Source organism: Microcystis sp. M31BS1, assembly GCF_020245285.1.
Classification (GTDB): domain Bacteria; phylum Cyanobacteriota; class Cyanobacteriia; order Cyanobacteriales; family Microcystaceae; genus Microcystis; species Microcystis panniformis.
Map to the genome: position 1 here is coordinate 1 of NZ_JADBVE010000025.1, position 26498 is coordinate 26498.

Annotated in this window: 27 protein-coding genes and 1 pseudogene; 20 read left to right on the forward strand and 8 right to left on the reverse strand. The window is 45.5% G+C overall.

The genetic code is table 11. The features are described from left to right. The first annotated feature begins 430 nt into the window (after positions 1–430). The gene (gene ftsH2, locus IM509_RS01165) at positions 431–2317 is read left to right on the forward strand and encodes an ATP-dependent zinc metalloprotease FtsH2 (RefSeq protein ID WP_185237736.1); all 1887 of its coding nucleotides are present in this window, start codon (positions 431–433) and stop codon (positions 2315–2317) included. 64 nt (positions 2318–2381) lie between these two features. Here the strand turns inward: ftsH2 and IM509_RS01170 are convergent, their stop codons facing one another. Together IM509_RS01170 and holB are read right to left on the reverse strand one after the other, a co-directional pair. After that, positions 2382–2594 carry a neurohypophysial hormones like protein gene (locus IM509_RS01170; protein ID WP_185237737.1) on the reverse strand — a complete coding sequence of 71 codons (213 nt, stop codon included), beginning with the start codon at positions 2592–2594 and terminating at the stop codon, positions 2382–2384. Between the two features lie 37 nt (positions 2595–2631). After that, the gene (gene holB / locus IM509_RS01175; RefSeq protein WP_103113279.1) at positions 2632–3597 is read right to left on the reverse strand and encodes a DNA polymerase III subunit delta'; all 966 of its coding nucleotides are present in this window, start codon (positions 3595–3597) and stop codon (positions 2632–2634) included. 12 nt (positions 3598–3609) lie between these two features. Here holB and IM509_RS01180 point away from each other — a divergent pair, with 12 nt between their 5' ends. After that, positions 3610–3951, forward strand: a complete 342-nt coding sequence (locus IM509_RS01180) for a hypothetical protein (protein WP_002734498.1) — start codon at positions 3610–3612, stop codon at positions 3949–3951. A gap of 297 nt (positions 3952–4248) precedes the next feature. On the opposite strand, the gene IM509_RS01185 is transcribed toward IM509_RS01180, so the two are convergent. Continuing rightward, positions 4249–6579, reverse strand: coding sequence for a heavy metal translocating P-type ATPase (locus tag IM509_RS01185; protein ID WP_185237738.1), 2331 nt, complete (start codon positions 6577–6579; stop codon positions 4249–4251). A gap of 486 nt (positions 6580–7065) precedes the next feature. Here IM509_RS01185 and IM509_RS01190 point away from each other — a divergent pair, with 486 nt between their 5' ends. Next, entirely contained in the window at positions 7066–7845 is a 780-nt protein-coding gene (locus tag IM509_RS01190; RefSeq protein ID WP_221634888.1) for a hypothetical protein, read from the forward strand. Positions 7846–8366: 521 nt separating this feature from the next. Here the strand turns inward: IM509_RS01190 and IM509_RS01195 are convergent. Further along, positions 8367–8588, reverse strand: a complete 222-nt coding sequence (locus tag IM509_RS01195; protein ID WP_185237281.1) for a type II toxin-antitoxin system HicA family toxin — start codon at positions 8586–8588, stop codon at positions 8367–8369. Next, a complete protein-coding gene (locus IM509_RS01200) occupies positions 8585–8809 on the reverse strand; it encodes a type II toxin-antitoxin system HicB family antitoxin (protein WP_002779120.1) in 225 nt (74 codons plus the stop codon). Before IM509_RS01200 ends, IM509_RS01195 begins: the two co-directional genes overlap by 4 nt. Before the next feature lie 354 nt (positions 8810–9163). Here IM509_RS01200 and IM509_RS01205 point away from each other — a divergent pair, with 354 nt between their 5' ends. From IM509_RS01205 to IM509_RS01240, 8 genes are all read left to right on the forward strand, one after another. Continuing rightward, positions 9164–9439 carry a hypothetical protein gene (locus IM509_RS01205; protein ID WP_185237282.1) on the forward strand — a complete coding sequence of 92 codons (276 nt, stop codon included), beginning with the start codon at positions 9164–9166 and terminating at the stop codon, positions 9437–9439. Further along, on the forward strand, positions 9436–9807 hold the full coding sequence (locus IM509_RS01210; RefSeq protein WP_036399747.1) for an aspartyl protease: 372 nt from the start codon (positions 9436–9438) through the stop codon (positions 9805–9807). The genes IM509_RS01205 and IM509_RS01210 overlap by 4 nt, the downstream gene beginning before the upstream one ends. A gap of 266 nt (positions 9808–10073) precedes the next feature. Next, a complete protein-coding gene (locus tag IM509_RS01215; protein ID WP_002741562.1) occupies positions 10074–10451 on the forward strand; it encodes a DUF433 domain-containing protein in 378 nt (125 codons plus the stop codon). After that, positions 10448–10840, forward strand: a complete 393-nt coding sequence (locus IM509_RS01220; protein WP_036399750.1) for a DUF5615 family PIN-like protein — start codon at positions 10448–10450, stop codon at positions 10838–10840. Before IM509_RS01215 ends, IM509_RS01220 begins: the two co-directional genes overlap by 4 nt. A 622-nt stretch (positions 10841–11462) precedes the next feature. Then, positions 11463–12545: a sulfate ABC transporter substrate-binding protein gene (locus tag IM509_RS01225; RefSeq protein ID WP_185237283.1), complete on the forward strand. Its 1083-nt coding sequence runs from the start codon at positions 11463–11465 to the stop codon at positions 12543–12545. Between the two features lie 314 nt (positions 12546–12859). Beyond that, positions 12860–13240: a DUF7980 family protein gene (locus tag IM509_RS01230; RefSeq protein WP_052276030.1), complete on the forward strand. Its 381-nt coding sequence runs from the start codon at positions 12860–12862 to the stop codon at positions 13238–13240. Continuing rightward, positions 13237–13905 (forward strand): phosphatase PAP2 family protein, encoded by a 669-nt coding sequence (locus IM509_RS01235; RefSeq protein ID WP_072925092.1) that lies wholly within the window; start codon positions 13237–13239, stop codon positions 13903–13905. The genes IM509_RS01230 and IM509_RS01235 overlap by 4 nt, the downstream gene beginning before the upstream one ends. Positions 13906–14016: 111 nt before the next feature. Next, positions 14017–15015, forward strand: coding sequence for a sulfurtransferase (locus IM509_RS01240; RefSeq protein ID WP_185237284.1), 999 nt, complete (start codon positions 14017–14019; stop codon positions 15013–15015). A gap of 491 nt (positions 15016–15506) precedes the next feature. Here IM509_RS01240 and cpcA read toward each other — a convergent pair whose 3' ends face one another. Continuing rightward, a complete protein-coding gene (gene cpcA, locus IM509_RS01245; RefSeq protein WP_002732914.1) occupies positions 15507–15998 on the reverse strand; it encodes a C-phycocyanin subunit alpha in 492 nt (163 codons plus the stop codon). A 55-nt stretch (positions 15999–16053) separates the two neighbouring features. Beyond that, positions 16054–16572 (reverse strand): C-phycocyanin subunit beta, encoded by a 519-nt coding sequence (gene cpcB / locus IM509_RS01250; RefSeq protein WP_002733930.1) that lies wholly within the window; start codon positions 16570–16572, stop codon positions 16054–16056. Between the two features lie 777 nt (positions 16573–17349). On the opposite strand from cpcB, the gene cysK reads away from it, so the two are divergent. The 9 genes and pseudogenes from cysK to IM509_RS01300 all read left to right on the forward strand — a co-directional run bounded on the left by cysK (position 17350) and on the right by IM509_RS01300 (position 24957). Continuing rightward, positions 17350–18297, forward strand: coding sequence for a cysteine synthase A (gene cysK / locus IM509_RS01255; RefSeq protein ID WP_185237285.1), 948 nt, complete (start codon positions 17350–17352; stop codon positions 18295–18297). A gap of 199 nt (positions 18298–18496) precedes the next feature. Next, complete coding sequence (locus IM509_RS01265; RefSeq protein ID WP_002733201.1) at positions 18497–19033, forward strand: MgtC/SapB family protein; 537 nt, start codon at positions 18497–18499, stop codon at positions 19031–19033. Between the two features lie 219 nt (positions 19034–19252). Further along, positions 19253–19927, forward strand: coding sequence for a hypothetical protein (locus tag IM509_RS01270; RefSeq protein ID WP_002787136.1), 675 nt, complete (start codon positions 19253–19255; stop codon positions 19925–19927). A 158-nt stretch (positions 19928–20085) separates the two neighbouring features. Continuing rightward, positions 20086–20661, forward strand: a complete 576-nt coding sequence (locus IM509_RS01275; protein ID WP_072925100.1) for a Crp/Fnr family transcriptional regulator — start codon at positions 20086–20088, stop codon at positions 20659–20661. A 30-nt stretch (positions 20662–20691) separates the two neighbouring features. Further along, on the forward strand, positions 20692–21330 hold the full coding sequence (locus IM509_RS01280) for a cadmium resistance transporter (protein ID WP_052276024.1): 639 nt from the start codon (positions 20692–20694) through the stop codon (positions 21328–21330). A gap of 224 nt (positions 21331–21554) precedes the next feature. Continuing rightward, positions 21555–22034: pseudogene (locus IM509_RS01285) on the forward strand (FAD/NAD(P)-binding protein); the annotation flags it as partial. Between the two features lie 963 nt (positions 22035–22997). Beyond that, entirely contained in the window at positions 22998–23705 is a 708-nt protein-coding gene (locus IM509_RS01290; RefSeq protein ID WP_272079507.1) for an MBL fold metallo-hydrolase, read from the forward strand. Between the two features lie 81 nt (positions 23706–23786). Next, a complete protein-coding gene (locus IM509_RS01295) occupies positions 23787–24083 on the forward strand; it encodes a helix-turn-helix domain-containing protein (protein WP_228020860.1) in 297 nt (98 codons plus the stop codon). Beyond that, positions 24052–24957 carry a restriction endonuclease gene (locus IM509_RS01300; RefSeq protein ID WP_106908934.1) on the forward strand — a complete coding sequence of 302 codons (906 nt, stop codon included), beginning with the start codon at positions 24052–24054 and terminating at the stop codon, positions 24955–24957. Before IM509_RS01295 ends, IM509_RS01300 begins: the two co-directional genes overlap by 32 nt. Here IM509_RS01300 and IM509_RS01305 read toward each other — a convergent pair. Next, positions 24923–26107: a DNA cytosine methyltransferase gene (locus tag IM509_RS01305; RefSeq protein WP_052276021.1), complete on the reverse strand. Its 1185-nt coding sequence runs from the start codon at positions 26105–26107 to the stop codon at positions 24923–24925. The genes IM509_RS01300 and IM509_RS01305 overlap by 35 nt on opposite strands. Positions 26108–26498: the final 391 nt, after the last annotated feature.

A 26498-nucleotide genomic window follows, 5' to 3' on the forward strand; every position in this document is an offset into this window, starting at 1 on the left:
CCCAACGCCCGCATGGGTTACGCTACCGCTAACCCATCCTACAAATAATTGTGCCTCCCTACTTAGGGTCTGCTGAATAAATCTAAAAACCTTGTTGGATAGAAGGTAGGTTGGGTTGAAGCATGAAACCCAACGCCCGCTCATGTTACGCTACCGCTAACCCATCCTACAAATAATTGTGCCTCCCTACTTACCTTTAAGCAGTTTAAATTCAGTACAGCTGCTCGCAGAAACCATGAGACTCTTGCTAGAACAAATGAACTAAAAAATCTCTCGTCACCATTCTTGTCAGAATTATGAGAATTACGTTACATTTAGTTAAGATTTAATTGGCTGCGGGGATTAATCTCGAAAAAATAACGTAAAATCCTTGACAAAAACAGCTAAATGAGTTAGGCAAAAATCTTTATCCTAGAACCACTAAACAAACATGAAACTATCCTGGAAAACGATTTTACTGTGGACATTGCCCGCCCTTGTGGTCGGTTTTTTCCTCTGGCAAGGCACTTTTGCCACCGCCACCAGTAATATCGGCAATAACACCGCCAGTACCCGCATGACCTACGGACGCTTTCTAGAATACCTAGACAGTGGTAGGGTTGTTAGCGTCGATCTCTACGAAGGTGGCAGAACCGCGATCGTACAGGCCCTAGATCCAGAACTAGAAAACCGAGTACAACGCCTACGGGTCGATTTACCAGCCAATTCCCCCGATTTAATCGCCCGTTTACGCGATTCCAAAATTAGTTTCGATGCACACCCGATGCGGAATGACGGCGCTTGGTGGGGATTCCTCGGTAATCTACTTTTCCCCTTTTTGCTGATTGCCGCTCTCTTTTTCCTGTTCCGCCGTTCTAATAATATGCCAGGCGGCCCCGGTCAAGCGATGAGTTTTGGCAAATCAAAAGCTCGTTTCCAGATGGAAGCGAAAACCGGTATCACTTTTGATGATGTGGCAGGAATTGACGAAGCGAAGGAAGAATTACAGGAAGTTGTCACTTTCCTTAAACAACCGGAGAAATTTACCGCCGTCGGTGCCAAAATCCCCAAAGGAGTCCTGTTAGTTGGTCCTCCGGGTACGGGTAAAACCCTGTTGGCTAAAGCGATCGCAGGTGAAGCGGGTGTACCTTTCTTCAGCATTTCCGGTTCGGAATTTGTGGAAATGTTTGTCGGTGTCGGTGCTTCTCGCGTGCGCGACTTGTTCAAAAAAGCCAAGGAAAATGCTCCCTGTTTAATATTTATCGATGAAATTGACGCAGTAGGTCGTCAACGGGGTGCCGGTATCGGTGGTGGTAACGATGAACGGGAACAAACCCTAAACCAATTATTGACAGAAATGGACGGTTTCGAGGGGAATACGGGAATTATCATCATTGCCGCCACTAACCGCCCCGATGTTCTCGATTCCGCTCTCATGCGTCCGGGCCGTTTTGATCGCCAAGTAACCGTCGATGCGCCCGATTTTAAAGGTCGTTTAGAGATTTTAGACGTTCACGCCCGCAATAAAAAGCTGGCCAACGACGTTTCTATCGAAGCGATCGCCCGTCGCACTCCGGGGTTCAGTGGCGCAGATTTAGCCAATTTACTGAACGAAGCGGCAATTTTAACCGCCCGTCGTCGTAAAGATGCCATTACCCTCCTAGAGATAGATGACGCAGTGGATCGTGTTATTGCGGGTATGGAAGGTACTCCTTTAGTCGATAGCAAGAGCAAGCGCCTAATCGCTTACCATGAAGTGGGCCATGCGATCGTGGGTACGCTCTTAAAAGATCACGATCCCGTCCAGAAAGTGACTCTGATTCCCCGGGGACAGGCCCAGGGTTTAACTTGGTTCACTCCCAACGAAGAACAGGGTTTAACCACGAAAGCGCAGTTAATGGCCCGGATTTCCGGTGCGTTAGGTGGTCGGGCAGCAGAGGAAGAAATCTTCGGCTATGATGAGGTGACTACCGGTGCCGGTGGCGATTTACAGCAAGTTTCTGATATGGCCCGCCAGATGGTGACTCGTTTCGGGATGAGCGATTTGGGTCCTTTGTCCCTAGAAAGTCAGGGGGGTGAAGTGTTCCTCGGTGGCGGTTTGATGACTCGTTCCGAGTATTCTGAGAAGGTCGCTACTCGCATTGATGATCAGGTGCGATCGATCGTGGAACACTGCCATGAAATTTCTCGGCAAATTATTCGCGATCATCGCGAAGTGATCGATCGAGTGGTGGACCTGCTGATCGAAAAAGAAACGATCGATGGGGGAGAATTCCGGCAGATTGTAGCTGAATACGCCTACGTTCCCGAAAAAGAACAGTTTGTACCACAGTTATAGGTTGATTTCAATCTATAGGCGATCGGGTGGGTTAAAGCTCACCCGATTTTTTTATGCTAGGGATTTAGTTATCGTCATCGTCATCGTCTTTATTCTGGTCATTATCACCGTCTTTTTGCTGGTTTTCCCCGTCTTCATCGTCATCTTCGTCTTGTTGCGGCGATTCCACGGTGGTAGGGACGTTTTTCGGTTCTTCGGTCTGTTTTGCTCCCTGACAAGCCCCTAAAAACGTAGTCAAAGTTAACAGAATCAGCAAAACTAAGGATTTGATTTTCATGGTCTTTCTCCCCACTCGATCGATAAATATAACAATTTTAAGACTTTTGGGCGGTGGATAGCTTGGCTAATGCCAAGAAAGTGCATTCCCAGACTAAACGGGGTTGAACGTAGGCTAACAGCTGCCGGCGGGTTTTTTCCAAGATTTCTAAAATCGATCGCTCTCGTCGTCGTTGCCAATCCTCATACTGAAGATAACTCACATACCATAATTGGGTTTCCGTGTCAAGAGTTTGAGCGATAATTTTGGCTAATTCCAGCGCTTGGGAGAGTTTTAGGGGAAACTTGCTCAAAGATCGCGGTAAATCTTGGGGGAGACTGTCGAGAAACTCTAAAGCGGCGATCGCTTCTCCGGGGCTACCTTGAGCTAAACCGAGAATTGCCGGATAATTGAGAACGCGAGCCTGTCCGTTAGAGCGCAGGACTTGAGCGAGATTTTCTTCCGAAAGACGCTGAAAAGGGATGTGTTGACAGCGAGAAACGAGAGTCGGTAGTAAAGAGGAGGGACTGGGAGCAATTAGGATTAAAGTGGCTTTTCCTGGTTCCTCAAGCGTTTTTAAGAGCGCATTTGCCGCCGATTCGGTCATGGTGTCTGCTTCCTCGATTACCACCACAGAGCGGGCCGATTCGAGGGGAGGACGACTTAAAAAGTTAGTAATCTCGCGAATTTGTTCGATGCGGATTTGCGGGGGAGCTTTACGCTTGAGATTGCTTTCCTGTGCTTCTTTTGCGGTGAGCAGTTTGCCTTGGTGTTGATAAGTGGGTTCAATCCAGAGTAAATCGGGATGATTGCCCCCTAAAAAGCGTTTCAGGATTAATTCCCTTGTTTCCGGAGATCGATCTCTAGTTAACAAGTCTTGACAGAAACATTTTGCTGCTAGATTGCGTCCAATCCCCTTAGCGCCGGCGAATAAGTAAGCGGGAGCGATCGAATTGACTTCAAGCGCTCTTTGTAGTAGTTCAATGGCCTGATTTTGACCGATTAACCTTGACCAATTTATCATCTTTTCCCTGCCATGGCTCGCTATTGCTGTTCCTATTTTGTCGGGATTTCTCCTCATCAGACCGGGTTTTTATACGATGATATATTAAGTTTGGGTGAATTTGAAATCATCAAGCGCCGGACCGATGTCTTGCTTTTATCGGAAGTTCCTAACGATGCTTTCTTTCCCCAGTTAGTGAAAGTGGAATTGTTTATTCATCCTCCCACTAGCTCGGAACTTCAGATCGATTTATTGGTAAAAAATCATGAATTGCCCCTGAGAACTAATAATCGTTGTCGGCGATTTTTTGAATCTATTCACCAGATTATTACCAACAATTATCAAGGTCAATCCCTGACCAGAATTACCGCTTAACCCGATTTGTTCCTGTCTCCGTCAACTGACAAAGACAGGGACAAAATACCATCTTATCACCGTGATTTAACTGGGGGGCTAACTTTTCCTTCAGATATAAGTAGGGAGGCACAATTATTTGTAGGATGGGTTAGCGGTAGCGTAACATAATCGGGCGTTGGGTTTCATGCTTCAACCCAACCTACGTTCTTCCCTATCCTCTAAGAGAATTTTGGTTCTGTTTTGATCATCTTCGACGATGAAAAAATGCTCTTTTTGGTGCTTGATAGATTTATCGAGAAAAAATCGATAATTGCTTTAGTTTTTGCCTTCCTTTGTCGATTTGAGCGGAGGAAATTGACGACGTAAAAGCAAGGAATTACTCACCACCATAACCGAACTAAAAGCCATCAAAGCTGCTGCTAGGGCCGGACTGAAAGCTAGACCCCAATGGGGCAGTAATAAGCCACCGGCAATGGGAATAGCAAAGGTATTATAACCCAAAGCCCAAAAAAGATTTTGTCGGATTTTTTGCCATGTGGCCAGACTTAAATGCAAAGATTGTACCACATCCTCTAGGCGATCGCTAATTAAAACGATCCCGGCCGTTTCCATGGCCACTTCCGTGCCACCGGCCAGAGCAATACCGATGTTAGCCTGTCCTAGTGCGGGAGCGTCATTGATACCATCCCCGACCATAGCGACGATTTTGCCCTCTTTTGTCTGTAGGTCGGCAATTAAGGCGGATTTTTCGGTGGGGGCAACTTGGGCATAAAATTGGCTAATACCCAAACTATTAGCGATCGCTGTCACCACTTCTTGGCGATCGCCACTGAGTAAAATCACCTCTAAACCGAGTTTTTGCAACTGATTAACGGTTGTTTGAGCATCGGGACGCAATCGATCCTGAAAAGCGATCGCGCCGAGTAATTGTTCTTCCATCCCCAGATAAATCACCGTTTTACCCGCTTGTAAAAGCTCTTGAATCCCCCAGATAGTTTCATCGATTTTAATGCCGTTCTGCGCCAACCATTGCCGATTTCCTAGAACAATTTTCGACCCCTGCACCCTTGCCGAAACTCCCAATCCGGCCACAGTTTGAAAATCTTCCCCCGTCAGGTTAGTAGGAGGAGTAACCGCGTCTAAAATCGCCCGAGCAAGAGGATGATTAGTACCACTCTCCACTACTGCCGCTAATTGTTGAATTTCCAGGGAATTAAGCTCAGAAAAACTCAAACAATCGGTAATTTCTGGATGACCTTGGCTAAGGGTTCCCGTTTTGTCAAAAACCACCGTTTGCAGTTGCGAGACGGTTTCCAAAACATCGCCCCCTTTAATTAAAATACCCCGTTCGGCTGCTAAACTGGTTCCCACCAGTAGGGCCGTCGGTGTGGCTAAACCAAGAGCGCAGGGACAAGCGACCACAAGCACAGAAATCCCTAATTTTAGGGACAAAAGTAGAGGAGAAGTGGATTGAATCATCTCGTGGTGTCCTGTGGTTGACCCTAACACCTCTGGAAAGAGCCTAGTTCCCCAAAAATACCAAAAGAGCAGCACAATTAGGGCAATTATCATCACTCCGTAGGCAAAATAACCCGCTACCCGGTCCGCTATCTTCTGTACTGGGGCCTTGCGAGTTTGGGCTGATTCCACGGCTGCGATAATCTTAGCTAGGGTGGTATCGGTCCCCACCTGACGAGTTTGCACCGCGATCGCACCAGAGAGATTGAAACTGCCAGCAATGACTAGATCTCCCATTTCCTTGACCACCGGCAGCGATTCCCCCGTTAATAAAGCTTCATCTACCGTGGTTCTTCCCTGAATAATCTCCCCATCCACGGGAATTTTTTCCCCGGGTAAGACGCGCACCCATTCCCCGACGCGCAGCTGTTCCACGGGAATGGCCACGCCCACACGGTCATCTGTACTACCAATCAGGTGAGCCACTGCCGGTTGTAGGGAGGTAAGCGCTTCTAAGTCTGCAGCCGCGCGATGACGGGAATGCGCTTCTAGAGTCCGTCCGAGGAGAATAAAACCTAACAGCATGACCGGTTCATCGAAAAAGCACTCTAGACCGAGATTAGGCAAGATAAGAGCCAAACAACTGGCTATATAGGCGCTACCTGTGCCTAAACTAACGAGAGTGTTCATATTTGGCATCCCGTGCCGTAATCCCCGCCAACCATCGATGAAAATATCGCGGCCGGGGAATAAAATGGCTAGGGTGGCTAAAGTCCAGTGAAAAGCAATACTTTGAAGGATGGGGATTTCCGGTCCCCCGATGTGGTGTAAGTGACCAATCAGGGAAAAAACCAGTAAACAACAAGCGATCGCTAATCGGTATAATTGTTGTTGCCGTTCTTTTTGTTGGTTTTGCAGCCGTTGATTTTGTTGAGAAAGGGGAGTCGATGAGCTGCGCGGTTGGGTGGGGAATCCAATCGCGGTTAATTTTGCGGCTAACTGCTCTGGTGCGATCGCTTCTGGTTGGTATTCAATCACGGCAATTTCCGTGATTAGGTTAACTTGGGCCGATTTTACCCCTTGATTTTGGCTGAGTTGTCTTTCTACGGCACTCACACAGCCAGCGCATTTCATGCCTTTTACGTCTAGAGTAGCGGTTTTTAGTCCAGTTTCGGCGGCTAGGATCATAGAAAAAGTAGGCAAGGATGGTCTTTACTTCTATCCTAGAAATTCTCGGCCGATTTTTAAACTATTTTGGCCTGTAGGGTTACAGATAGATCAAATTTCATTACAGATAGCTGAAATTTCAGGTAGCCGATCTTGTAGTGGACTGACACAGCTAAAATAGGGCAATAGATAAGCTCAACTGAGGACATCAATCATGAGAAGATGTAGGCGAGATAAAGTTCATCTGACAGTCGCACAACGAGAAAACTTTGAACAAATCAGTGGGGAAGGGTTCATAACAGAGTACGCTAATCGGCATAACACGCTTATCGTAATATTATACGGAAAACTTCTCGCGATCGCTCCATTTGAGCGTAATATACGGAAAGATTCTTAAAAAAATGTGTATTTGGCGTAATGTACGGAAAATTTCCGCATAATATATAGTTAGGCCTCATTAGTTCTCAAAGCGTCTCATTGAATGTGAGATGAATATTTTCAAACGAAATGTCCTCTACTGTTATGCCTGAACGCCCATTTCCAATTGAAGATTTTCTCGCATCATTGGCGACTTCTCTAAAAATTCGCGGTGACGCCCGCGCTCTCACGATGATCGTAGAAGGTGATAGTAGATTTGAACAAGCAGAGACAGATTGGGGCATTGATTTCTGGTTACTGTTCATCTCTGTGCCTATTCATATTTTTCAGGCGCTTACTGACGATGAAAGAGTGCAAACAGAGGAAGCGATTTGCGACGTAGGAAAAAGCTTCTTCATCTCAACACCTGTAGATGATCTGAAAAAAGTTATTATTTTCCCCAAAGTCAGTTTGGCCAACGAGGGCTGGCGAGAGGAGGCTTTACGATTTATCAAAGGCGAGGGCGTGACTAATCAGGGCAGAGTGCGGAGCGACAATATAGCCTCAAAAGAGCATCGCGGGCTTTTATTTCGATCAAAAGCAGAAATTGTACTTTTTGAGGCGATGACACGAGCCAAGCTTGCAGTGGCTCCCCTTCCCGTTTTTGTGAGAATCGTTAACGGGTATAACAGGAGGCTAGAACCTGATTTCGTCGTAATCTTCAAAGGGTTAACATTTGTTGTTGAGGTTGATGGTGATTCTTTCCATAAAGAAACGCCTGCTGAAGCGGATAAACGGTTAGTACCTCTCACACACGAAGGAGTCGAGGTACGAAGGATCAGGGCGGCAGATGTAGCAACTGATGCAATGGCAGATAATGCTGTCAAGGAGCTAATTGATTTTATGTCGAAGCGAAAAGAGTCTAGATAAGCTCTTTCTTTTCCATTCCGGCCTAACATCTATTGCACCGGAGAGCGCCCCACGTCGCGTCTGTAGTTCACGGTTACAGGGGCGCGCCCGGTGAACGAATTCGTTAGACAGTGCGATCGCCGATATTGTAGTGCGATCGCCGCTCTGGTAGGGTGCGTTAATGAAATGTAACGCACCTTATCTAATGTTCAAAATTCGTGCGTTACGCTAACGCTAACACACTCTACTGGACTGTTTCAGTGCGCTCTGGTAGGGTGCGTTAATGAAATGTAACGCACCTTATCTAATGTTCAAAATTCGTGCGTTATGCTAATGCTAACACAGGCTACATCATATCGATCGCCAAGATTAAGTGCGATGCCGAAGGCACTGCATAGCAGATCGCTGATCTTGTAGGGTGCGTTAACGAAGTGTAACGTACCGATGATATTTTGCAGGTTTATGCCGACAATTTTATGGGTTGCTCTAGAACCGGAAAATTCTGAATTATCTGTGGGAGTGTAATCCCATAGTAAAATGCTTTATAAAAGGTCAACAAATTCGTCAACGCTCAAGCCGACTTGCCGAATAATTGCGCGTAAAGTACCTCGATCTAGTTCTTGATGATCTGGTACCGAGACTGTTGTTTTGGGAGCTTCACGTACTAAAATCATGTGACTTCCACGCTGACGCTCTACGGCAAAGCCTATTTGCTCAAGTGCTTTTACACATTCTGCGCCTGAGATAACACGTAATTTACTCATACCAGAATGACCTCAACCGTATCATTGGGAACAGGTTCACCCCGATCCTGTAAAACTTCGATATACAGAGCGATTGCCTCTTCAATATTGGCTAGAGCCTCCTCACGAGTTTTTCCCTGGCTAATACATCCTGGCAAACTAGGAACTTCGACAACAAAGTAACTATCCTCACCAGGATAGAGAAGTACTTTACGGCTGGATTCAGCTTGTGGTTTAACCATAATCATTGCTCGATAACTATTTGGTTGTTTCATTCAAATATTAACATTTTATGTTCTAGAACCAGTGTGATGCCGAAGGCACTGCGTAGCAGCACGCCGCTCTTGTAGGGTGCGTTAATGAAATGTAACGCACCTTATCTAATGTTCAAAATTCGTGCGTTACGCTGACTGGACTGTTTCAGCTGTAGGGTGCGTTCCCTAATGCGGGATTTTTGAGAACGCACCATGCACATTGATTGAAGCTGTGAGGTTAGGTGCGGTGCTGCTCTTGTGGGCCCAGTGGAGGAATGTTAGCGAAGATTGCCAATGTTTAGGTTAAAATAGAGGGGCAAAAGTTGCCACAGGGTCGCTTCAATGACACTTCGACAACCCCGCTACAGCAAAGAAGAATTTGCCCGACGTGGACACGAAGTCTATGAATCTCAGGTACGCTCCCAAATCGAGGAAGGGAATCATGGGAAGATTGTAGCAATAGACATCGAAACAGGGGCTTTTGAAGTGGCTGACGACAGCCTAACAGCTGCTAAACAACTGTTAATACGTTTTCCTGATGCACAAATATTTGGTATTCGGATTGGACATCGTGCCGTCCATCGTTTTGGCTTTCGTTCCCCCAGTGTATCGCCATGATGATGGGGAGCGTCAATTCGCACCGAGAAGCAATTATTCAATTCGTAGTGCTAGGCGAAAATCACCAGAGACAAGCGATTAAAGCAGTTATTGACACTGGTTACACTGGATTTCTCACGTTGCCTTCTGCTATCATTACAAGACTAGGATTAACGTGGTATATGCAAGAAGAGGGAATCTTGGGCGATGGAAGCCTCTGTATGTTTAACGTATTTGAGGCAACTGTGATCTGGGATGGTCAGATCAAATCTATTGAAATCAATGAGTCAGAGACAGATCCATTAGTTGGTATGGGTTTACTTGATGGCTATGAGTTGAATATTCAGGGTTTTGCTGGGGGATTAGTGACAATTAAACCTTTGTCATAGTGCGATCACAATCGCCGTAGCCGTAGGGTGCGTTCCCTAATGCAAGTCCTACTGTTCCACCAATAGATTTTTGGGAACGCACCATGCACATTGATTGAAGCTGTCAGTCTAAGTGGGATGACGAAGGCACGGCCTAGCAGTACACTGATTTTGTCGCGTAAGAGGCGGGCTATAATGAACGGTGAACCTGATTGGTCAGAAAAAATTGACCAATATTTGTCTGGTGAAACCATTGACCATTAAGTGGATTCTAAGGAGCTAAGGGAATGACCTGGACGGCAAACCAACAAGCGAAAATTATCCGTACAGAGCGAGGACTGACGATCGCTGGCACGCGCATCACCCTCTATGATGTGATCGATCTCCTAAAAGCTGATTATCCTCCTAAACTGATTCGTGACACATTTAACCTCACGAACGCGCAAATTGACGCAGCTTTGTCCTACATTCAGGTAAACCAAGCTCAGGTCGAGGTTGAATATCAAGAGGTTCTTCAGAATAGGGAAGAAATTCGCCAGTACTGGGAAGATCGTAACCGTGAACGCTTTGCTCGAATTGCAGCAATGCCACATAAACCAGGACAAGAAGCGTTTTGGGCAAAGCTTGAGGAGCAGAGAGCCAGACGTGCTGCACAAAAACAATGACTTTCTTAGTTGACTACAACCTCGACGGTTATGCGCTGATTTTTCTTGGTATATTGGCAAAACGTGGTTGGCTTGAGTTTCAGTCTGTCCAATTTGTCACCTTTAGAGAGGTTGGACTGTCGATGGAAAGTAGCGATCGCGTAGTCTGGTGCTATGCTCAAGAACAGGAGATGATGATTCTTACTGCTAACCGAAATATGAAGGGTGATGATTCCCTTGAGCAGGTTATGCGAGAAGAGAACACAGAGAAATCGTTTCCAGTGTTGACGATTGGAAATCTCGATCGTTTGAGTGAAGCTGAGTATAGAGAGCGCTGCGCTGAACGACTGATCGAAATTGCTGTAGATCTTGATAATTACAAGGGGGTTGGTCGGTTATTCATTCCATGATATTGTCGGCTACGCTTGAAAATTAGGGCGATCGCAGTCTTATCGGTGAGAAGCACGGCATAACTTAGCCGTTATGCGGCAAGTTTCTGAATAGATCGCAATCGCTGTAGGGTGCGTTACCTAATGCAGGATTTTTTGGGACGCACCCTGCTTATACCAAATTTCTAAATCCATGACAGACATCCACGCTCGAATGCTTGCCAGGCCTGCATTCGTTGTGACGCAAATAAAGAAAAATGGTATTATTGATTGAAGTCGTTAGACCGCTTCAATTTTAGGGTAATAGTTGCTAAAGTCCGCTAACTTCACCGGTGAACCCACATAGGGAAAGGTTTGTGAGCACTAAAAAATTCTTTCTTCTCCATAAAGACAATAAAATCTCTATTCTGGAAGCATAAAGAGGCTTCAGGCGAATTTAAAGGCACATTTAAGCTATGTAAATCGAATATTTACACTTTTTTCAGCTAATCAAGCCATTAATGGCTTGATTTCTTTGCATCTAACCCAAACAGTATAATTTTTTCTTCGATGTATTGAAAATGTTTTTTATTTCGTATAGAATACAATTCGAGAGAAAATACCTAGCAATCTCCCATAAATAAACAAAGGAGCCGATGACATCGTGATCCCTGATCCTAGATCCCCAAAACGGAAAACCCTCTTACCTTTTATTTCTCTAGCTACGGCTGCCGTCGTGACAACGGGAATCGGACTAACTTTTAGTCCCCTATCAGCATCGAGTAATCTGCTGGCAGCTGCGGATAAACAGCAAGCTAAACAACAAACCGTGGAAATAACCCTGGTTTCCTACGCGGTGACTCAATCAGCCTACTCAAAAATCATCCCTCTATTCGTCAACAAATGGAAAAGAGAGAAAAAACAGGATGTGGTGATTAAACAGAGTTATGGTGGCTCTGGTTCCCAAACCCGCGCTGTTATCGACGGATTAGATGCAGATGTGGTAAATTTGGCTATCGGTTCCGATGTGGAACGCCTGCAAAAAGCGGGTTTAGTTAACCCCGGTTGGCAGAAAGAATTACCCAATAACGCCATCGCCACTCGTTCCGTGGTAGCTTTAGTTACTCGTCAGGGCAATCCCAAAGGAATCCGCAACTGGCCAGATCTAGCCAAATCGGGGATTAAAGTCATTACTGCCAACCCGAAAACCTCTGGGGTGGCCCGGTGGAATTTTCTGGCCCTGTGGGGATCGGTAACTCGGACCGGCGGCAGTGAAGCACAAGCGACCAATTTCGTCCGTAATGTCTATAAAAACGTGCCTGTACTACCCAAAGATGCCCGGGAAGCCAGCGATGTCTTCTTTAAACAGGATCAGGGGGACGTGCTGCTTAACTACGAAAACGAGGTGATTCTGGCCCGTCAAAAAGGAGAAACCGGTTTTTCCTATACTATTCCTCCAGTCAATGTTTCGATCGATCCGCCCGTGGCCGTAGTGGATAAAATAGTTGATAAACGCAAAACCCGGGAAGTAGCGACAGCTTTTGCCCAATTTCTCTTTACTCCCGAAGCGCAGCGGGAATTCGCCAAGGTGGGTTTCCGTCCCGTTAATGCTAATGTGGCTAAAGAGTTTAGTAAACAATATCCAAAAGTGTCGAATCTGTTCCCCTATACGGCGGTTGGTAGCTGGGATGCGATCCAGAAAAAATTCTTCGCTGATGGGGCGATTTTTGACCAAATTCAGCGTTAATTAGTAGTGAGCCATCAGCCGTCAGCTAGATAGCGCTTGCTGAATAAATCTGAAATGTGGGCAAGGGAAGGGTTTTGTGGCTTTTCTTGCGAAACAGGTGCAAGATTTTGAGAGAATCGTCGTTCAAAACCTTGCGTCTTCACCGGCCCGCGTCCTGTAGGGGCGAAGCATTCGGGCAATAACCTATCGGTGAAACCGTAGATTTTCTAACCGAATGCTTCGCCCGTACTTTTTGCCGCAAACCCTAGATAGCAGAGATAGTTGATTGCTGATGGCAAAAAAAACAAAACTAATAGTTAGTAACTAAAAAAAAGATGTATCTACTTGACAAAATAAAAAACGGAAGCTTGGTATTGATTGGTTACTTATTATCGCCCCTGTGTTGGTGGAACGATCTAATTTTTAATCTGCCGATCGCCTACGGTTTCGGTCGTTTAATTGCTTGCTTACACGCCGATTTTTTTCTCCCCGCAGCCGTGGTTGGTTATTGGTTATCTAATCTTGTGGGAATCCTACTGATGCAGTTTGGGACGAAAGAATTAATCGGTGGAGAGAAAAAAGAACGCAATTGGCCAAAAGAATTAAGAAATGGATTACTTTCCTCGACTGCCTATACATTAGTCATTATGGTCTTAATTCATTTTCAGATATTAGAAATGCCCCTGTTATCCTCGATCGCTACTTTTTCCCCGTGATTCCCAAAACCCACTTAAACAATAGCTTATTTTTCTTAGCCATCTTGTTAACATCGCTAAGTTTTACGGATTTAGCGATCGCTATTGACCAGCATCCCCAAGGATTTGCTTGGGAAAAATCGCTGCTGCTATCTATTCATCAAACCGCTAATTTAAACCTAAACTTTTTGGCCATAAAATTAACGGGATTAGGTACTTATTGGGGAGTGGCTCCGATACTAACAATTTCACTGCTGATTTTTGCCCTAAAAAAATACTGGTATGGGTTCGCTTATCTGCTTGTGACTATGGCTGGAGGTTGGGCAATTAGTTATAATCTCAAGATTGTTTTTCATCGAAATCGCCCGCAATTTTGGACGTTATTTTATCCCTTGCCCGATGATTTTGCCTTCCCTAGCGGTCATGCTTTATTTAGTTCCCTGTTAGTGGTTTCTTTACTGATCTTATCTTGGAGAACGCGCTGGTTTTTCGGGGTAGTTTTACTGGGGATTCCCTTGGTTTTGGTTATTGCTTGGACTCGTCTTTATTTAGGGGTTCACTTTCCTAGTGATATCCTTGCTGCTTGGCTTTTAGCGATCGCTTGGTCCCTCCTAGTTCATATCTGGTGGCGACAGTTATTAGAGACACCCAAGGCGATCAATACCCAAGAGGAAACTAATAATTAGTTGATCGACTTGCTCCCCAAAAAAAATATCACGTTATACCTAAATTTTTGGAGAAAGCTAATCAAAGCCCTATAGTAATTATCGTTTGATATTCGTCGCTGACACTGAATCATGAAATCAAAACTGCCACGAGGGAAGGGTCTATCCCTGGGACGGTTTCAAAGCCGTCCCCTTGCTTTTCTCACTTTAGTTCTTCTGTGCATTTTAACCTTTACCTTAGCACCGTCATCGCCCCTGATGGCCACGTCCAAATCTGAGACTAAGATAGACTTTGTATCGCCGGCGTGGGTAGCACAAAATCTCAACGATCCGAAGTTAAAAATTCTCGATGTGCGGATTAATCCTTTGGAATATATCACCGGTCATTTACCGAAAGCGGTGAATATAGCCGACAATAATTTTCGTGGTCCAAACGGATTTTTGCCGGTTCAATATTGGCAAGAGGATAAAATTGGCAGTCTCTTTGCCGCCGCGGGAATCACTAATGGCGATCGAGTGGTAGTATATTCCGATGGTCGCGATGTCTTGGGGGCAACCATGGTCGCCTATTTACTAGAGCGATCGTGTTTCCGAGATGTGGCCGTCTTAGATGGTGGTTTTAAGGGTTATAAGGGTTCTGAACAGAAGGTAACGAAAGAATTCCCTAAATATCAACCAGGGAGCTTTACTGTCCGTGATAATCCCTCGATTCGGGTGACTTTGGCAGAAGTAGAAAAATTGATCGGCAAACCGGATGTGGTTGTTATCGATCCCAGGCCCGAAGAACTTTTTCAGGGAAAACAGGATATCTGGCTGAGAAATGGTCATATTCCGGGGGCGAAAAATATACCCTGGCCGACCTTTACGGAAGCGAATAATCCCGATGAATCCCTGAAAAATCCCCATAAATTGCAATCTTTAGACGAAATCAGGAAGATTCTTGCCCAACGCAACATCAAGCCCTCGGATAATATTATTGTCAGTTGCAGTACGGGACGGGAAGCTACTTTACAGTATGTTGTCCTCAAACATCTGCTCGGTTATCCCAAGGTGCGAATTTACGAGGGTTCTTGGACAGAGTACAGTACCACAGATCTGCCCGTCGCTACTGGGCCAGAAAAAGCGGTCTGAAGTCAAGTTTGTCGGTTTATACTCGTTGTGTGCAACCATCTTACCCAAGATGGTTTTTTTTGCGTTGTCAAATTGAAAGATGCTCCGAATCAGCACCGGAACTGAAATTACTTTGATAGGAAAGATTACATGGCATCTTGACAATTAGTGTTTAATGAACGAATAGTGCCGATAGTTGGGCTTAAGTGGGGAACAAGACTTGCCCTGAGCCAAGTCGAAGGGGTCGCTCGATTTAGCAGTGGAATTAGCCCTACAATCGGCGTAGGGCTAATTCATGAATTAGCCCTACAATCGGCGTTGTCAAATGGAAAGATGCTCCGAATCAGCACCGGAGCATTGCATCTTTCCTCTTCTGATCTGACAACGCCTTTTTTTTGCTTAGGGTGGGTTCCCGAGTAGGGCTAAGTTAGACGGACGCAAAAAAACCTCGGCGCTCATCCCGAGGTGAATTTAGGAGATTTGAGCTTATGTTGACGTAAAGTTGACGGGAATTAGCTAAGGGCGTTGATCACATAATCGATGTAGGAATTAGCTTCTACAGCAGCATCCCCACTTAATCCGTGATTGGTTTTGATGTATTTTAAGGCTTCGATATACCAGCTAGGAGATAGTTCAAAAGCACTATTAATTTCACTCAAACCGGCGACCAGATATTCATCGATCGGGCCTGTACCTCCTACCACGAGGGCATAGGTAATAATTCGGATATAGTAGCCGATATCGCGAACGCACTTGGATTTCCCTCGCTCATCGTAGGCATAGTTCGGCCCCTGGAGTTGGGTGGTGTAGGGAAATTTTTGATAGACAGCGTTGGCTGCCTCTTGGGCTAAACTGGGGGCTTTTTGGGCGAGGATTTTTACCGCTTCTAGGGTGATGGCGGCCTGACGGAAACGACCGAAGGCTACTTGTAATTCAGCACTGCTGAGAAAACGGCCTTGGGAATCGGCAGTAGCCACCGCTTCGGTTAAAGGTGTTTTGGTCATCGATGGAATTGCTCCTACAAAAGTTTAATCGGATTGAGAGAAGAAAGTCACAGCATCAGGAAACTGCCGCCGCCGCTCGATCGAAGTAAGAAGCGACTTCTGCCAGTAAAGAACTGCAATCCCCACGAGTGATCCCGTTGGGATCGGCTGCTAGGGCAAGGGAAGCGTCTTTGAGCTTGAGAATTCCAGCTGCAACAGAAGCACCCGGAACCCCTAGGGCGACGTAGGTTTCCCGGAGACCGTTCAAGGCGCGATCATCGAGGATGCTGGCATCGCCGGTGAAGGTGGCATAGGTAACGTAGCGCAGGATAATTTCCAAATCCCGCAAGCAGGCGGCGGCACGACGGTTTGTATAGGCGTTGCCACCGGGGGCAACTAAAACGGGCTGTTCTGAAAACAAACTACGCGCGGCATCGGTAACGATCGCAGAAGAATTACTGGAAAGACGATTGACCACATCGACGCGTTTATTACCATCTTTGACGAAGGCAATTAGGGCATTGACTTGATTCTCGCTCAGGTATTCCCCCCGGGTATCGGCCTGGGAAACGACTTTGGCAAAGGCATCTAACACCATAGTTTTCATCTCCTATAATGATGATTGGTTTCAGCAAAATATCGAGGTTGATTTTTCTGGCTTTTCTTTATTTTTTCGATAAAGTATCTGGGAGTTTTTCTCTTGGAACTATACTATCGTCCCAGAAAAAAGTTTTACTCTCCCTTGGCCAGATTTTTTTGTATATCGAGGAACAATTCTTGTTAATTGAATTTAGCGTTTTTATCCGCTCCTAGATAGACTTCGTTTTTGCCATAAATTATTTTATAGAACATATTTCCACCTTTATTTATTAAAAATTGTTTCTCAAAAAAGTGGCAAAAAAATAATTTTTTAGAATAAATCTCAGAAAACTTTCCTAAATGTGTAACCCTATACCAAGAAAAAGTATCACTCTTTTCATCTCTCTAATAATTCGTTTAAGTTATTTAAACAAATGTGCTTTCATATACTAATAATAATTAACTAAATTGAGGGAAATTTCCCAAGACAATTTGACCGATTGTGCTTCGATATACAAAAAAACGGCTCTTCTCGACTTTGTGTGATAATTTTTGCTTATGGAACCCTGAAGTGCTTATTGGGCAAAACTTTTAGGACTATTTTGCGGATATTCTATCGGTATAGACCTCGTTTCCACACAGAAACCAGAAGAGCCAAAAAACTAGCAAGGCAATAAAAATCGACCGGGATAATCCCCGCCGAGTCACTGTACTTCAACCCCAAAAGTATTGTAAAACATTTAAAATACATATATAATCAGAAATAGCCAACAAGTATAAAGCAAGTGGGATTATGCCGATCGCAAGAGACATCACCCAATTGGTAGGACGGACACCCCTAGTCCAACTGAATCGAATCCCAGTAGCCGAGGGAGTAAAAGCCCGCATCGTCGTCAAACTAGAAAGTATGAACCCCGCCGCCTCGGTTAAGGATCGCATCGGGGTCAGTATGGTGGAGGACGCGGAAGCCGCCGGACTAATTCACCCCGATAAAACAATTCTGGTGGAACCAACTTCCGGCAATACCGGCATCGCCCTGGCCATGGTAGCCGCTGCCAAAGGCTATCGCTTAGTCCTGACTATGCCCGAAACCATGAGTTTAGAACGACGAGCGATGTTAAAAGCTTACGGAGCGCAATTAGAATTAACCCCGGGTAGCCAAGGCATGAAAGGAGCGATCGCCCAGTCTGAGGAAATAGTCGAAAATACCCCCAACGCCTATAGTTTGCAACAGTTCCGCAACCCGGCCAACCCGAAAATTCACCGGGAAACCACCGCCGAAGAAATCTGGACCGATACCGACGGCCTGGTAGATATCGTTATCGGTGGCGTGGGAACCGGGGGAACCATTACCGGTATTGCCGAAACCATTAAACCCCGTCGTCCCCAATTTCAAGCGATCGCAGTTGAACCCTCTAATAGTCCCGTCTTATCGGGGGGACAACCGGGGCCGCACAAAATCCAAGGCATCGGGGCCGGTTTTATTCCGGCCATTTTCCGACCGGAATTAATCGATGAGGTGATTGTCGTCGATGATACAGAGGCTTTCGCCTACGCGCGACGGTTAGCTCGTCAGGAGGGACTACTATCGGGCATCTCGGCCGGGGCGGCTTTATGGGCGGCAATTCAGGTGGGCAAAAGACCCGAAAACGAAGATAAATTAATCGTCATGATTCAGCCTAGTTTTGGGGAACGTTACCTCAGCACGGCCCTGTTTAAAGACCTCGAAGATATCGACTAATAGGACAATAAATTGATGGAATTTGCAACGAGGGCGATTCATGGGGCGGTAACGGTTCCCATTGATCTCACTTCCACCTATAACACCGGCTTTACTACGATTATCGATCGGGATCGAGAATAGAAACGATTTAAAGCGGGATCTGGAAAAGGCTTTGATTGGTTAGGCGAAGTTTTTATCTCATTTGATGGGTTAAGCAATGTTTTTTGACTCGGAAGATTGGCAAACGATTATTTTTCGGCTCAGTATGGCTATGGCCGTCGGCTGTCTGATTGGTTATAACCGACAGCGAGGCGGTCGTCCGGCTGGATTGAGAACTTTTATCATCGTTAGTCTCGGAGCTGCCATGTTCGTGATGATTCCCCTACAAGCGGAGGGAGATGTGGGTTATGCGTCTTCTAATGCTCTCAGTCGTACTATTCAAGGGGTCGCTTCTGGTGTCGGTTTTTTAGGGGCGGGAATCATCCTACAACAATCCCATCGGGAACTAAATAAGGTACAAGTGAAAGGTTTGACTTCAGCGGCGACTATTTGGTTAGCGGCAGGATTAGGCGCGGCTTCTGGCTGCGGTTTATGGCAGATGGTTCTGGTGGGAACTTTTTTCACTCTCTCCACCCTCAGTGGCATTAAACGACTGAAGAAAAAACAACCTTTAGCCAAATATATTAAAGGTCGTAAGAAAATATCTCCGATTAATCAAGAAATAGACTCATCGGATAGTTCAGCGTCTCATTAATAAAAAAAAGTGATAAAAATTAATTTTTTATTAAGAGAGTAAAAGCTTTTCTATAATGGCTTTTAGCCCAAAAAGTTTATATTTTTATCTACAATTTATTAAGCAAAAAATATAATAAATTTTTTATAAAATATTTGTATATAAACAACATACAAATATTTTATGTGATAATATTTAGTAGAGAGTAACTAATTTTTCTAAACAGGAGAAAATCAAATCATGATCAACCGAAATAAGAGCTTTCAAAGCCTCAAAAATCAAGTTTTCCGGCTGCTGATTTTCCTCTTAACTGTCACTTTGCTCCTCGGGGGAAGGGGAAATGCGATCGCCTTGCCCCTACTCCCCGAACAGTTGGCCGTCATTGACCGTACAACAGCAACGGGTGGCACTGTGGTGGAACCAGTCAAGAAAAAAAATGAGGTTTCTAGCCCAAAAATTCTGGAAGATGCCCAAATTGCCTATGAAAAAGCCATCCAAGCGACAAAATCGGCTATCGATGACCTAAATGCTCAACTGGCCGCTCCTTCTCTCGACAAGAATATTATCGAAGCTCAACAGGACAACCTGGAGGACTTAGCGGACAATATTGACGATCTGGGGGAAAAAGTGAGTAAATTTACGAAAAAATTGACCAAATCCGGGGCTAAACTCAGTGAAACCCTGCAAAACAACCTTATTACCCTAGAAAAGAGCCTCGTTAATACCTCCGAGACGATCGATATCTTAGCCGACGACACCGAACGACTCAAAGACAATGCTTCTCCTTTTCTGAAAACTCGCGTGGAAAAGACCATCGACGCGGTTAAACAGACTCTACAGGAAAGCGATCGAGCTTGGCAAGAACTGATCTCCTCGGCCACCACGGAACTGGAGAAGACTAGCACCCCGAAATAAATAGGGCTTGCAAGGGCATAAAATCAGTCTTTTTTGGGGTAATTATCGTTTTTACCCCAAAATTCTCCCCAAAAGCCTTAACTCGTCTAAAAAGCCCCTTTATCGACCACCTTGTGCTTTTGACTAGCTAAGTACCTCATCAAAATTAATTACCAATCATGACGCTTACCTATCAACCACCAACCCCCCATCGCTGGCACTTTGATAATCGGGCGATTTTGCCCCTGAGAAACCCTAATTTCTGGAAAATCGAGAGTGGAGTCGTGAAAACCTCCACCTGGTTAGAAGATGGAACCCTAATCGTCTTGGGATTGTGGGGACCTGGCAATTTTGTTGGCAAAACCCTAGAGAGAGTCAATCCCTATCAAGTTGAGTGCATCACTCCAGTGCAAGCAGTTTCCTTTTCCACAGTTGAGAGTTATCAAATGGCAGAAATTCTGCTGTCTCATCTTCAGCAAGCACAAGAACTAAGTATTATTCGTAGCTACAAACGTACTGATATTATGGTTGTGAAATTACTGTCATGGTTAGGCAATCAATTTGGTAAACAAACTGGTACTGGACAATTAATTGATGTGCGTCTAACTCATCAGGATATCGCTGATTTATTAGGAACCACCAGAGTCACAATTACCCGCGCACTTAATCATCTTGAACAACAGGGGGCCGTGGAACGTCTTCCCGTCCATCGTCTTCTTTTACGAGAGGAGGAAATCTGGCACTACGAGATTTAGAATGGGAAGGATTATCTCTTTTTTCAATCTATGAATTGGTTAGTAACCCTTTTAATTACTAGCGTGACGAGTTTTGTGGCCACAAATCTTGATGATCTGATGGTGCTAATGTTGTTTTTCTCGCGACTTAATGCTAATTTTCGACCTCGACACCTGATTGTTGGTCAATACCTCGGTTTTACCCTGATTCTCCTAGCTAGTTCCCTCGGTTTACTATTTGGGTTACTGGTTTCTAAAGAATGGATTGGTCTATTAGGATTTATCCCTCTAATTATCGGCATTAAACAACTTTTGTCAAGGGAAAATGAGGATTACATTCAAGAAGTAAGAGAAGATGTTAATTATTCTAAAAATCGCTCCTTTGTTCCTCGTTTTCCCTCCCAAACCTATTACATCGCTGCCGTGACCGTGGCTAATGGCGGTGATAATATTGGTATTTATACCTCTCTTTTTGCCAATAATTCCCCGATGCACGTCTTAATTATCATGATAATTTTTTATCTCATGATGGGAATTTGGTGCGTCCTAGCCTATTTTTTGATTACCCATCCCAGGATAGCTAAAGTGGTTACAAACTACGGACATAAAATTAGTCCTTTTATCTATATTATTCTAGGAATTTATATCTTAATTGACAGCAAATCCTATCGTTTATTTTTAATGTATTAAACAATAATGCCCAAAAATTATCTTTCAGCTAAGTAGGTAGGTGTTAAAAGTTGTCAGACACCCCCCTTATCAAGGGGGGCAGGGGGGATCCCCCCGCCTATCGGCACCCCCCTTATCAAGGGGGGCAGGGGGGATCAGAGGCAAAATCTATCTTCAATTTAATTATAACTACTTACTTAGACCAAGTAATACTAACTCTTTAACCCTTACCATACCCCTTATCTATGAGCTACATTGACCGGAATCAATTTTCTGCAACTTTCGACATCGCCATTATCGGGGGAGGATTTAGTGGCTCCCTCGTGACAGCGAACCTGTTGCGCGACACAGGGACTCCATTATCGATCGCTCTGATCGAGCGCCGAAAACCCCTCGGTACGGGGATCGCCTACGGAACGCGAGATAGCGGCCACCTGCTCAATATTCCCGCAGGCAAAATGAGCGCCTTCGAGGACGATCCCGAACATTTCCTCCACTGGTTAGCAGATAACGGCTATCGATCGATCGATCCGGCCAGTTTTGTACCGCGTCTAGTGTACGGCAAATACATCCGATCGATCCTAGAAGAAGCGCGGGACAACGCCATTGCCGATCACCGTCTGGAAACATTTACCGATGCGGCGATCGATCTGGTCCTCGACGGGGAAAAGGCGACGATTACCCTCAAAGGAGGCAAGAAAATCAGCGCCGCTAAGGTAGTTCTGGCGCTGGGCAATTTTCCCGCAACGGTTCCCCAACCCCTCGCGTCTCTCAATTCCCCCTATCTCCGCGACGCTTGGCAGACGGAGGCACTCGCCGAGCTAAAACCCGACGGGACGATGCTGCTGGTCGGTACGGGGTTAACGATGGTGGATATGGTGGTTTCCCTGGCACAAAGGGGATTCACGGGCAAAATCCACGCAGTTTCCCGTCATGGACTGATCCCTCGATCGCACCGACCCACCGATCCCTATCCCCCGTTCCTCACCCTCGAAACCGCGCCCCAGACCACCCGGGGACTCCTAGGGCGGATTCGCGCGGAGGTAAAAACCGCAGAGAGTCAAGGTCACGACTGGCGGGCCGTTTTAAACGCCTTACGTCCTATATCTCAAGGTCTATGGCATTGTCTGCCGATAGCGGAACGCGCCAGATTTCTACGCCACCTGAAAGCCTATTGGGAGGTTCTTCGCCATCGCCTCGCCGACGAGATCGCCAGTATCCTCGATGAGGCTGTAGAATCGGGACAATTAACCTATCATGCGGGAAGAATTGAAAGTGCTGAGGATAAAAACGGCTGTGTAGAGGTTACTATCCGTCAACGGGGAACGGGAAACCTGTTAAACCTACCGGTCGATCGAATTATTAACTGTACCGGCGCAAGTAACGATTACAGGACGATCACCGATCCCCTTGTCGTTCATCTTCGCCAACGGGGGTTAATCCGTCCCCATTCCCTAGGTTGTGGCATCGAAACCGCCGACAATGGGGCAATTCTCGGGCCAGACGGTACGGCATCGCCAACGCTCTACACTTTGGGAAATCCCCGCAAAGGCGATCTCTGGGAAACCACCGCCATCCCCGAACTGCGTTTACAGGCGGCCGAACTGGCCCGGGAGTTGTTGCGATCGCTGAAAGAGAGAATTTCTCTCCCCACGGCCTACTCGATCGCATTCGGGCCGGCAGCGCCGATTTTCCGCCAGCTTTTCGATAGGGAATCGAGTACCTACACCTATCTGATCGCTGATTCGGGTACGGGGGAGGCAATTTTAATCGATCCGGTCCTGGAACAGGTCGATCGCGATCGGCAGATTCTTTGGCAGTTGGGGTTAACTCTAGGCTACACGATGGAAACCCATGTCCACGCCGACCATATCACCGGAGCGCACCGCTTACGGGAGTTAACCAACTGTTCGATCCTCGTTCCCGAAAATGCGGAAGTGAGAGATATCGATGGTTATGTGCGCGATGGCGATATCTGGATCGTGGCAGGTCAGCAGCTAAAAGCGATCGCCACTCCAGGCCACACCGATAGTCATATAGCCTATCTCATCGATGAAAAACGCCTATTAACGGGGGATGCACTCTTAATTCGCGGTTGTGGTCGTACCGATTTTCAGAACGGTTCGCCGGAAGTACTATACAAGACGGTGACGGAGAAGTTATTCACTCTCCCCGACGATACGCTTGTTTATCCCTGCCACGATTATCTGGGCAGAACGGTCTCCTCGATCGGTGAGGAAAAGCGCTGGAATCCCCGTTTTGCCGGCCGCGATCGTGAGGATTTTATTCAGTTAATGAATAATCTCAATCTCCCCTATCCCAAGAAGATGACCGCTGCCTTAAGTGCCAACGCACGGGGTGGTAAGGTGGTTTTCGTCATGGATTATCAGATATAAACGGGCAAGCGATACTCAAAAGCCGCTCGATTTCTAGTGCTTCGCTCGGAATGTGACAGATCGTCCGTGGACTCATCGTCTATGTTCGGTCAGGATAGAGCTATGGACGAAAACAAGGCAAAAATTTTAAAAGCGTTGGGTTCGTTAGTAAGACAACACAGAGAAAATCTAGGTATTTCCCAAGAAGAACTAGCGACACGCTCGAATCTAGATAGAACATATATTTCTGGCATCGAGCGCGGGATTCGCAATCCTTCTGTAACCGCTCTTGTTAGTCTGGCGAACGGAATGAACCTCAATGTCTCCAATCTATTAGAAGGCTTGGAAAACAAAGTTAATCAAACCAATGGAAAAGATCGTACAACACGGACAACGTAGACACTCAAAAGCTTCCGAAAGTTACATAGATGTTACTTTTCGATATGATGACGGTACGATTTGGGAAGGCGCGATTCCAGTTGAGTATAGACGTACTGGCGTAGATCTGGCCGAATCTTCGGCAATCGAAGAATATCTTCAGCAAGCTTTTCTATACTGTCATCCGAGTAATTATCCGAAGTGGAGACAAGAACAAGAGGTCTTCTGGTTACAGAAAGAAGCGGAAGTAACAAAATCATTCTTTGATGTACTCATCACTTTTAAATGGACTTGTGTTGCTTGTCAATTACCCCCGAATCCGAATTGGGCTAGAAGGATTCAAGATTTAAAAGAAATGGGATATACGATCGCAACTCATACATCAAAAAAATGCCCGACTTGTGGTTCCAAGAAAACGCATATTATACTTGTTCCTCTACCTCGTGGTGGAATATCTGGATACGAAGTATGGTCGTCATCCCTACGAAAGAAAATCATTGATCTGCTCGGTGGTTATGATGCTTACGAGGGTAAGACTGTAGGGAAAGATAATCTGTTACCCGACCATAAATTTCCAGAAATTCGTTGGGGAAACGATACGAGACGAGATTCATTAGAGCATTTGGCCGATACGGAGATTCGAGAACAATTTCAACTTTTGACGAATCAGCGCAATTTACAGAAGCGTGAAGTCTGCCGTAAATGCTACCAAACAGGGGATCGGGGCTATCCCTTCGGTATCCAATACTATTATGAGGGTGATGAAAAATGGCCGGATACCATTCCAAAAAGTGGAAAAGTGGCGGAAGTAGGGTGTAGTGGCTGTGGATGGTATGATTTGCAGAAATGGAGAATTGCTCTCAACCGCAAGCTATCGGATTTAAATTCTGATTAATCTGCGATTCTTGCTCTAGCTGTAAAGCAACTTTGTTGAGATAAGGAATTAAAGCGTATCCGATACATTCGGCTAAACGTGGGGGAACCGCATTACCAATTTGCCACATAGCTTTTTTCATGGTTCCCTCAAAAATAAACGAATCGGGGAAAGATTGAAGTCTGGCCATTTCACGGGCGGAAATAACTCGATTAAGATGGGGATGAATATGTGTACCTCCATGATTTTCTTTGATGGTCATACTCGGTTTGCCTGGATACTGGCGCTTAAAAGCATCAACGTAGGTTTCATAGAGAGAACCACCGGGGGGTACTCGTGCGATCCGTTCCATATACTTCGAGGAATGGCGTGTCCATTCATGATTAATTTCGGGAATAGGCGTGTAAGCAGGTAAATCGGAAATAGCCGACTCTATCGGAATATATTGATGAGGTAGTAATTGAGGTTGAGGATAAGGATTAGGTAGATCGAATCTATTAGCTATAAAAATTGCTCTCGGTCTAATTTGAGGAATTCCATAAGCGGCAGATTCAAGAATAGCGATCGAAATATTAGAATAACCGATCGATTCAAACTCTTCTAAGATAGTTTCTTTCACCTTGCCTTTTTGCATCGTGAGAATCCCTGGCACATTTTCCATGACGACATACCAAGGCTGAATTTCAGAAACCACTCTTATAAACTCTTTAAATAATTGATTTCGAGGATCATTGGGATCTCGTTTACCAGCGACCGAAAAACCCTGACACGGCGGACCTCCAACCACTAAATGTATATCGGGTGAGCCTGCCAAAATAAGCCATTTCTCTGCTTGAAAGTCATGAATATCACCACAGAAATGATGGCATTGTGGGAAGTTGTACCGATGTGTTAATGAAGCGACAGGATTGATTTCAACACTTGCTGCTGGATGAAAATTTGCCTGAACTAAACCTTGAGTTATGCCACCAGCACCACAAAATAAATCAATGAAGTTATAAGTTAGATGAGGAGCGATCGGACAATTAACATCCACAAAAACTTGATGTAAATCACGCTTGATGGTCAGTAGTTCCCGTTGAATTTTTTCATAACGTCCTAATTTGACTTTTTTCGTCTTTTCAATATCTTGATTATTTTGAGGGAATAATGATAATTGAAGTTCTGACATTGCTCTGACTTGAATATATATGGTTTATTGTGACACATCGTCCACAAAAAATCAAGTCACGCCTATGGAAGGTAGAGTAACAAAGTCAAGCTACTTTTAACCTGGTCGTCATCAATCCCCGATCGCTCTCTACCCGACCATCCCCAACCCGCGACCATTGCCCATTTCCCACCCATTCCCGAAAGTGACGAGAAGAACCTAGGTTGGGTTGAAGCATTAAACCCAACGCCCGCTCATGTTACGCTACCGCTAACCCAACCTTGTATCTTGAGAAGTAGGCAACCCGTCCCAACCTAGGTAAAAAATACCGCTTTGTAGCTTGGGTGCCTATATTCTGAAAAAGGGCGTGGACATCCAGTTCAACCGAGGTGCTTGACACCGTTGGGTAGCC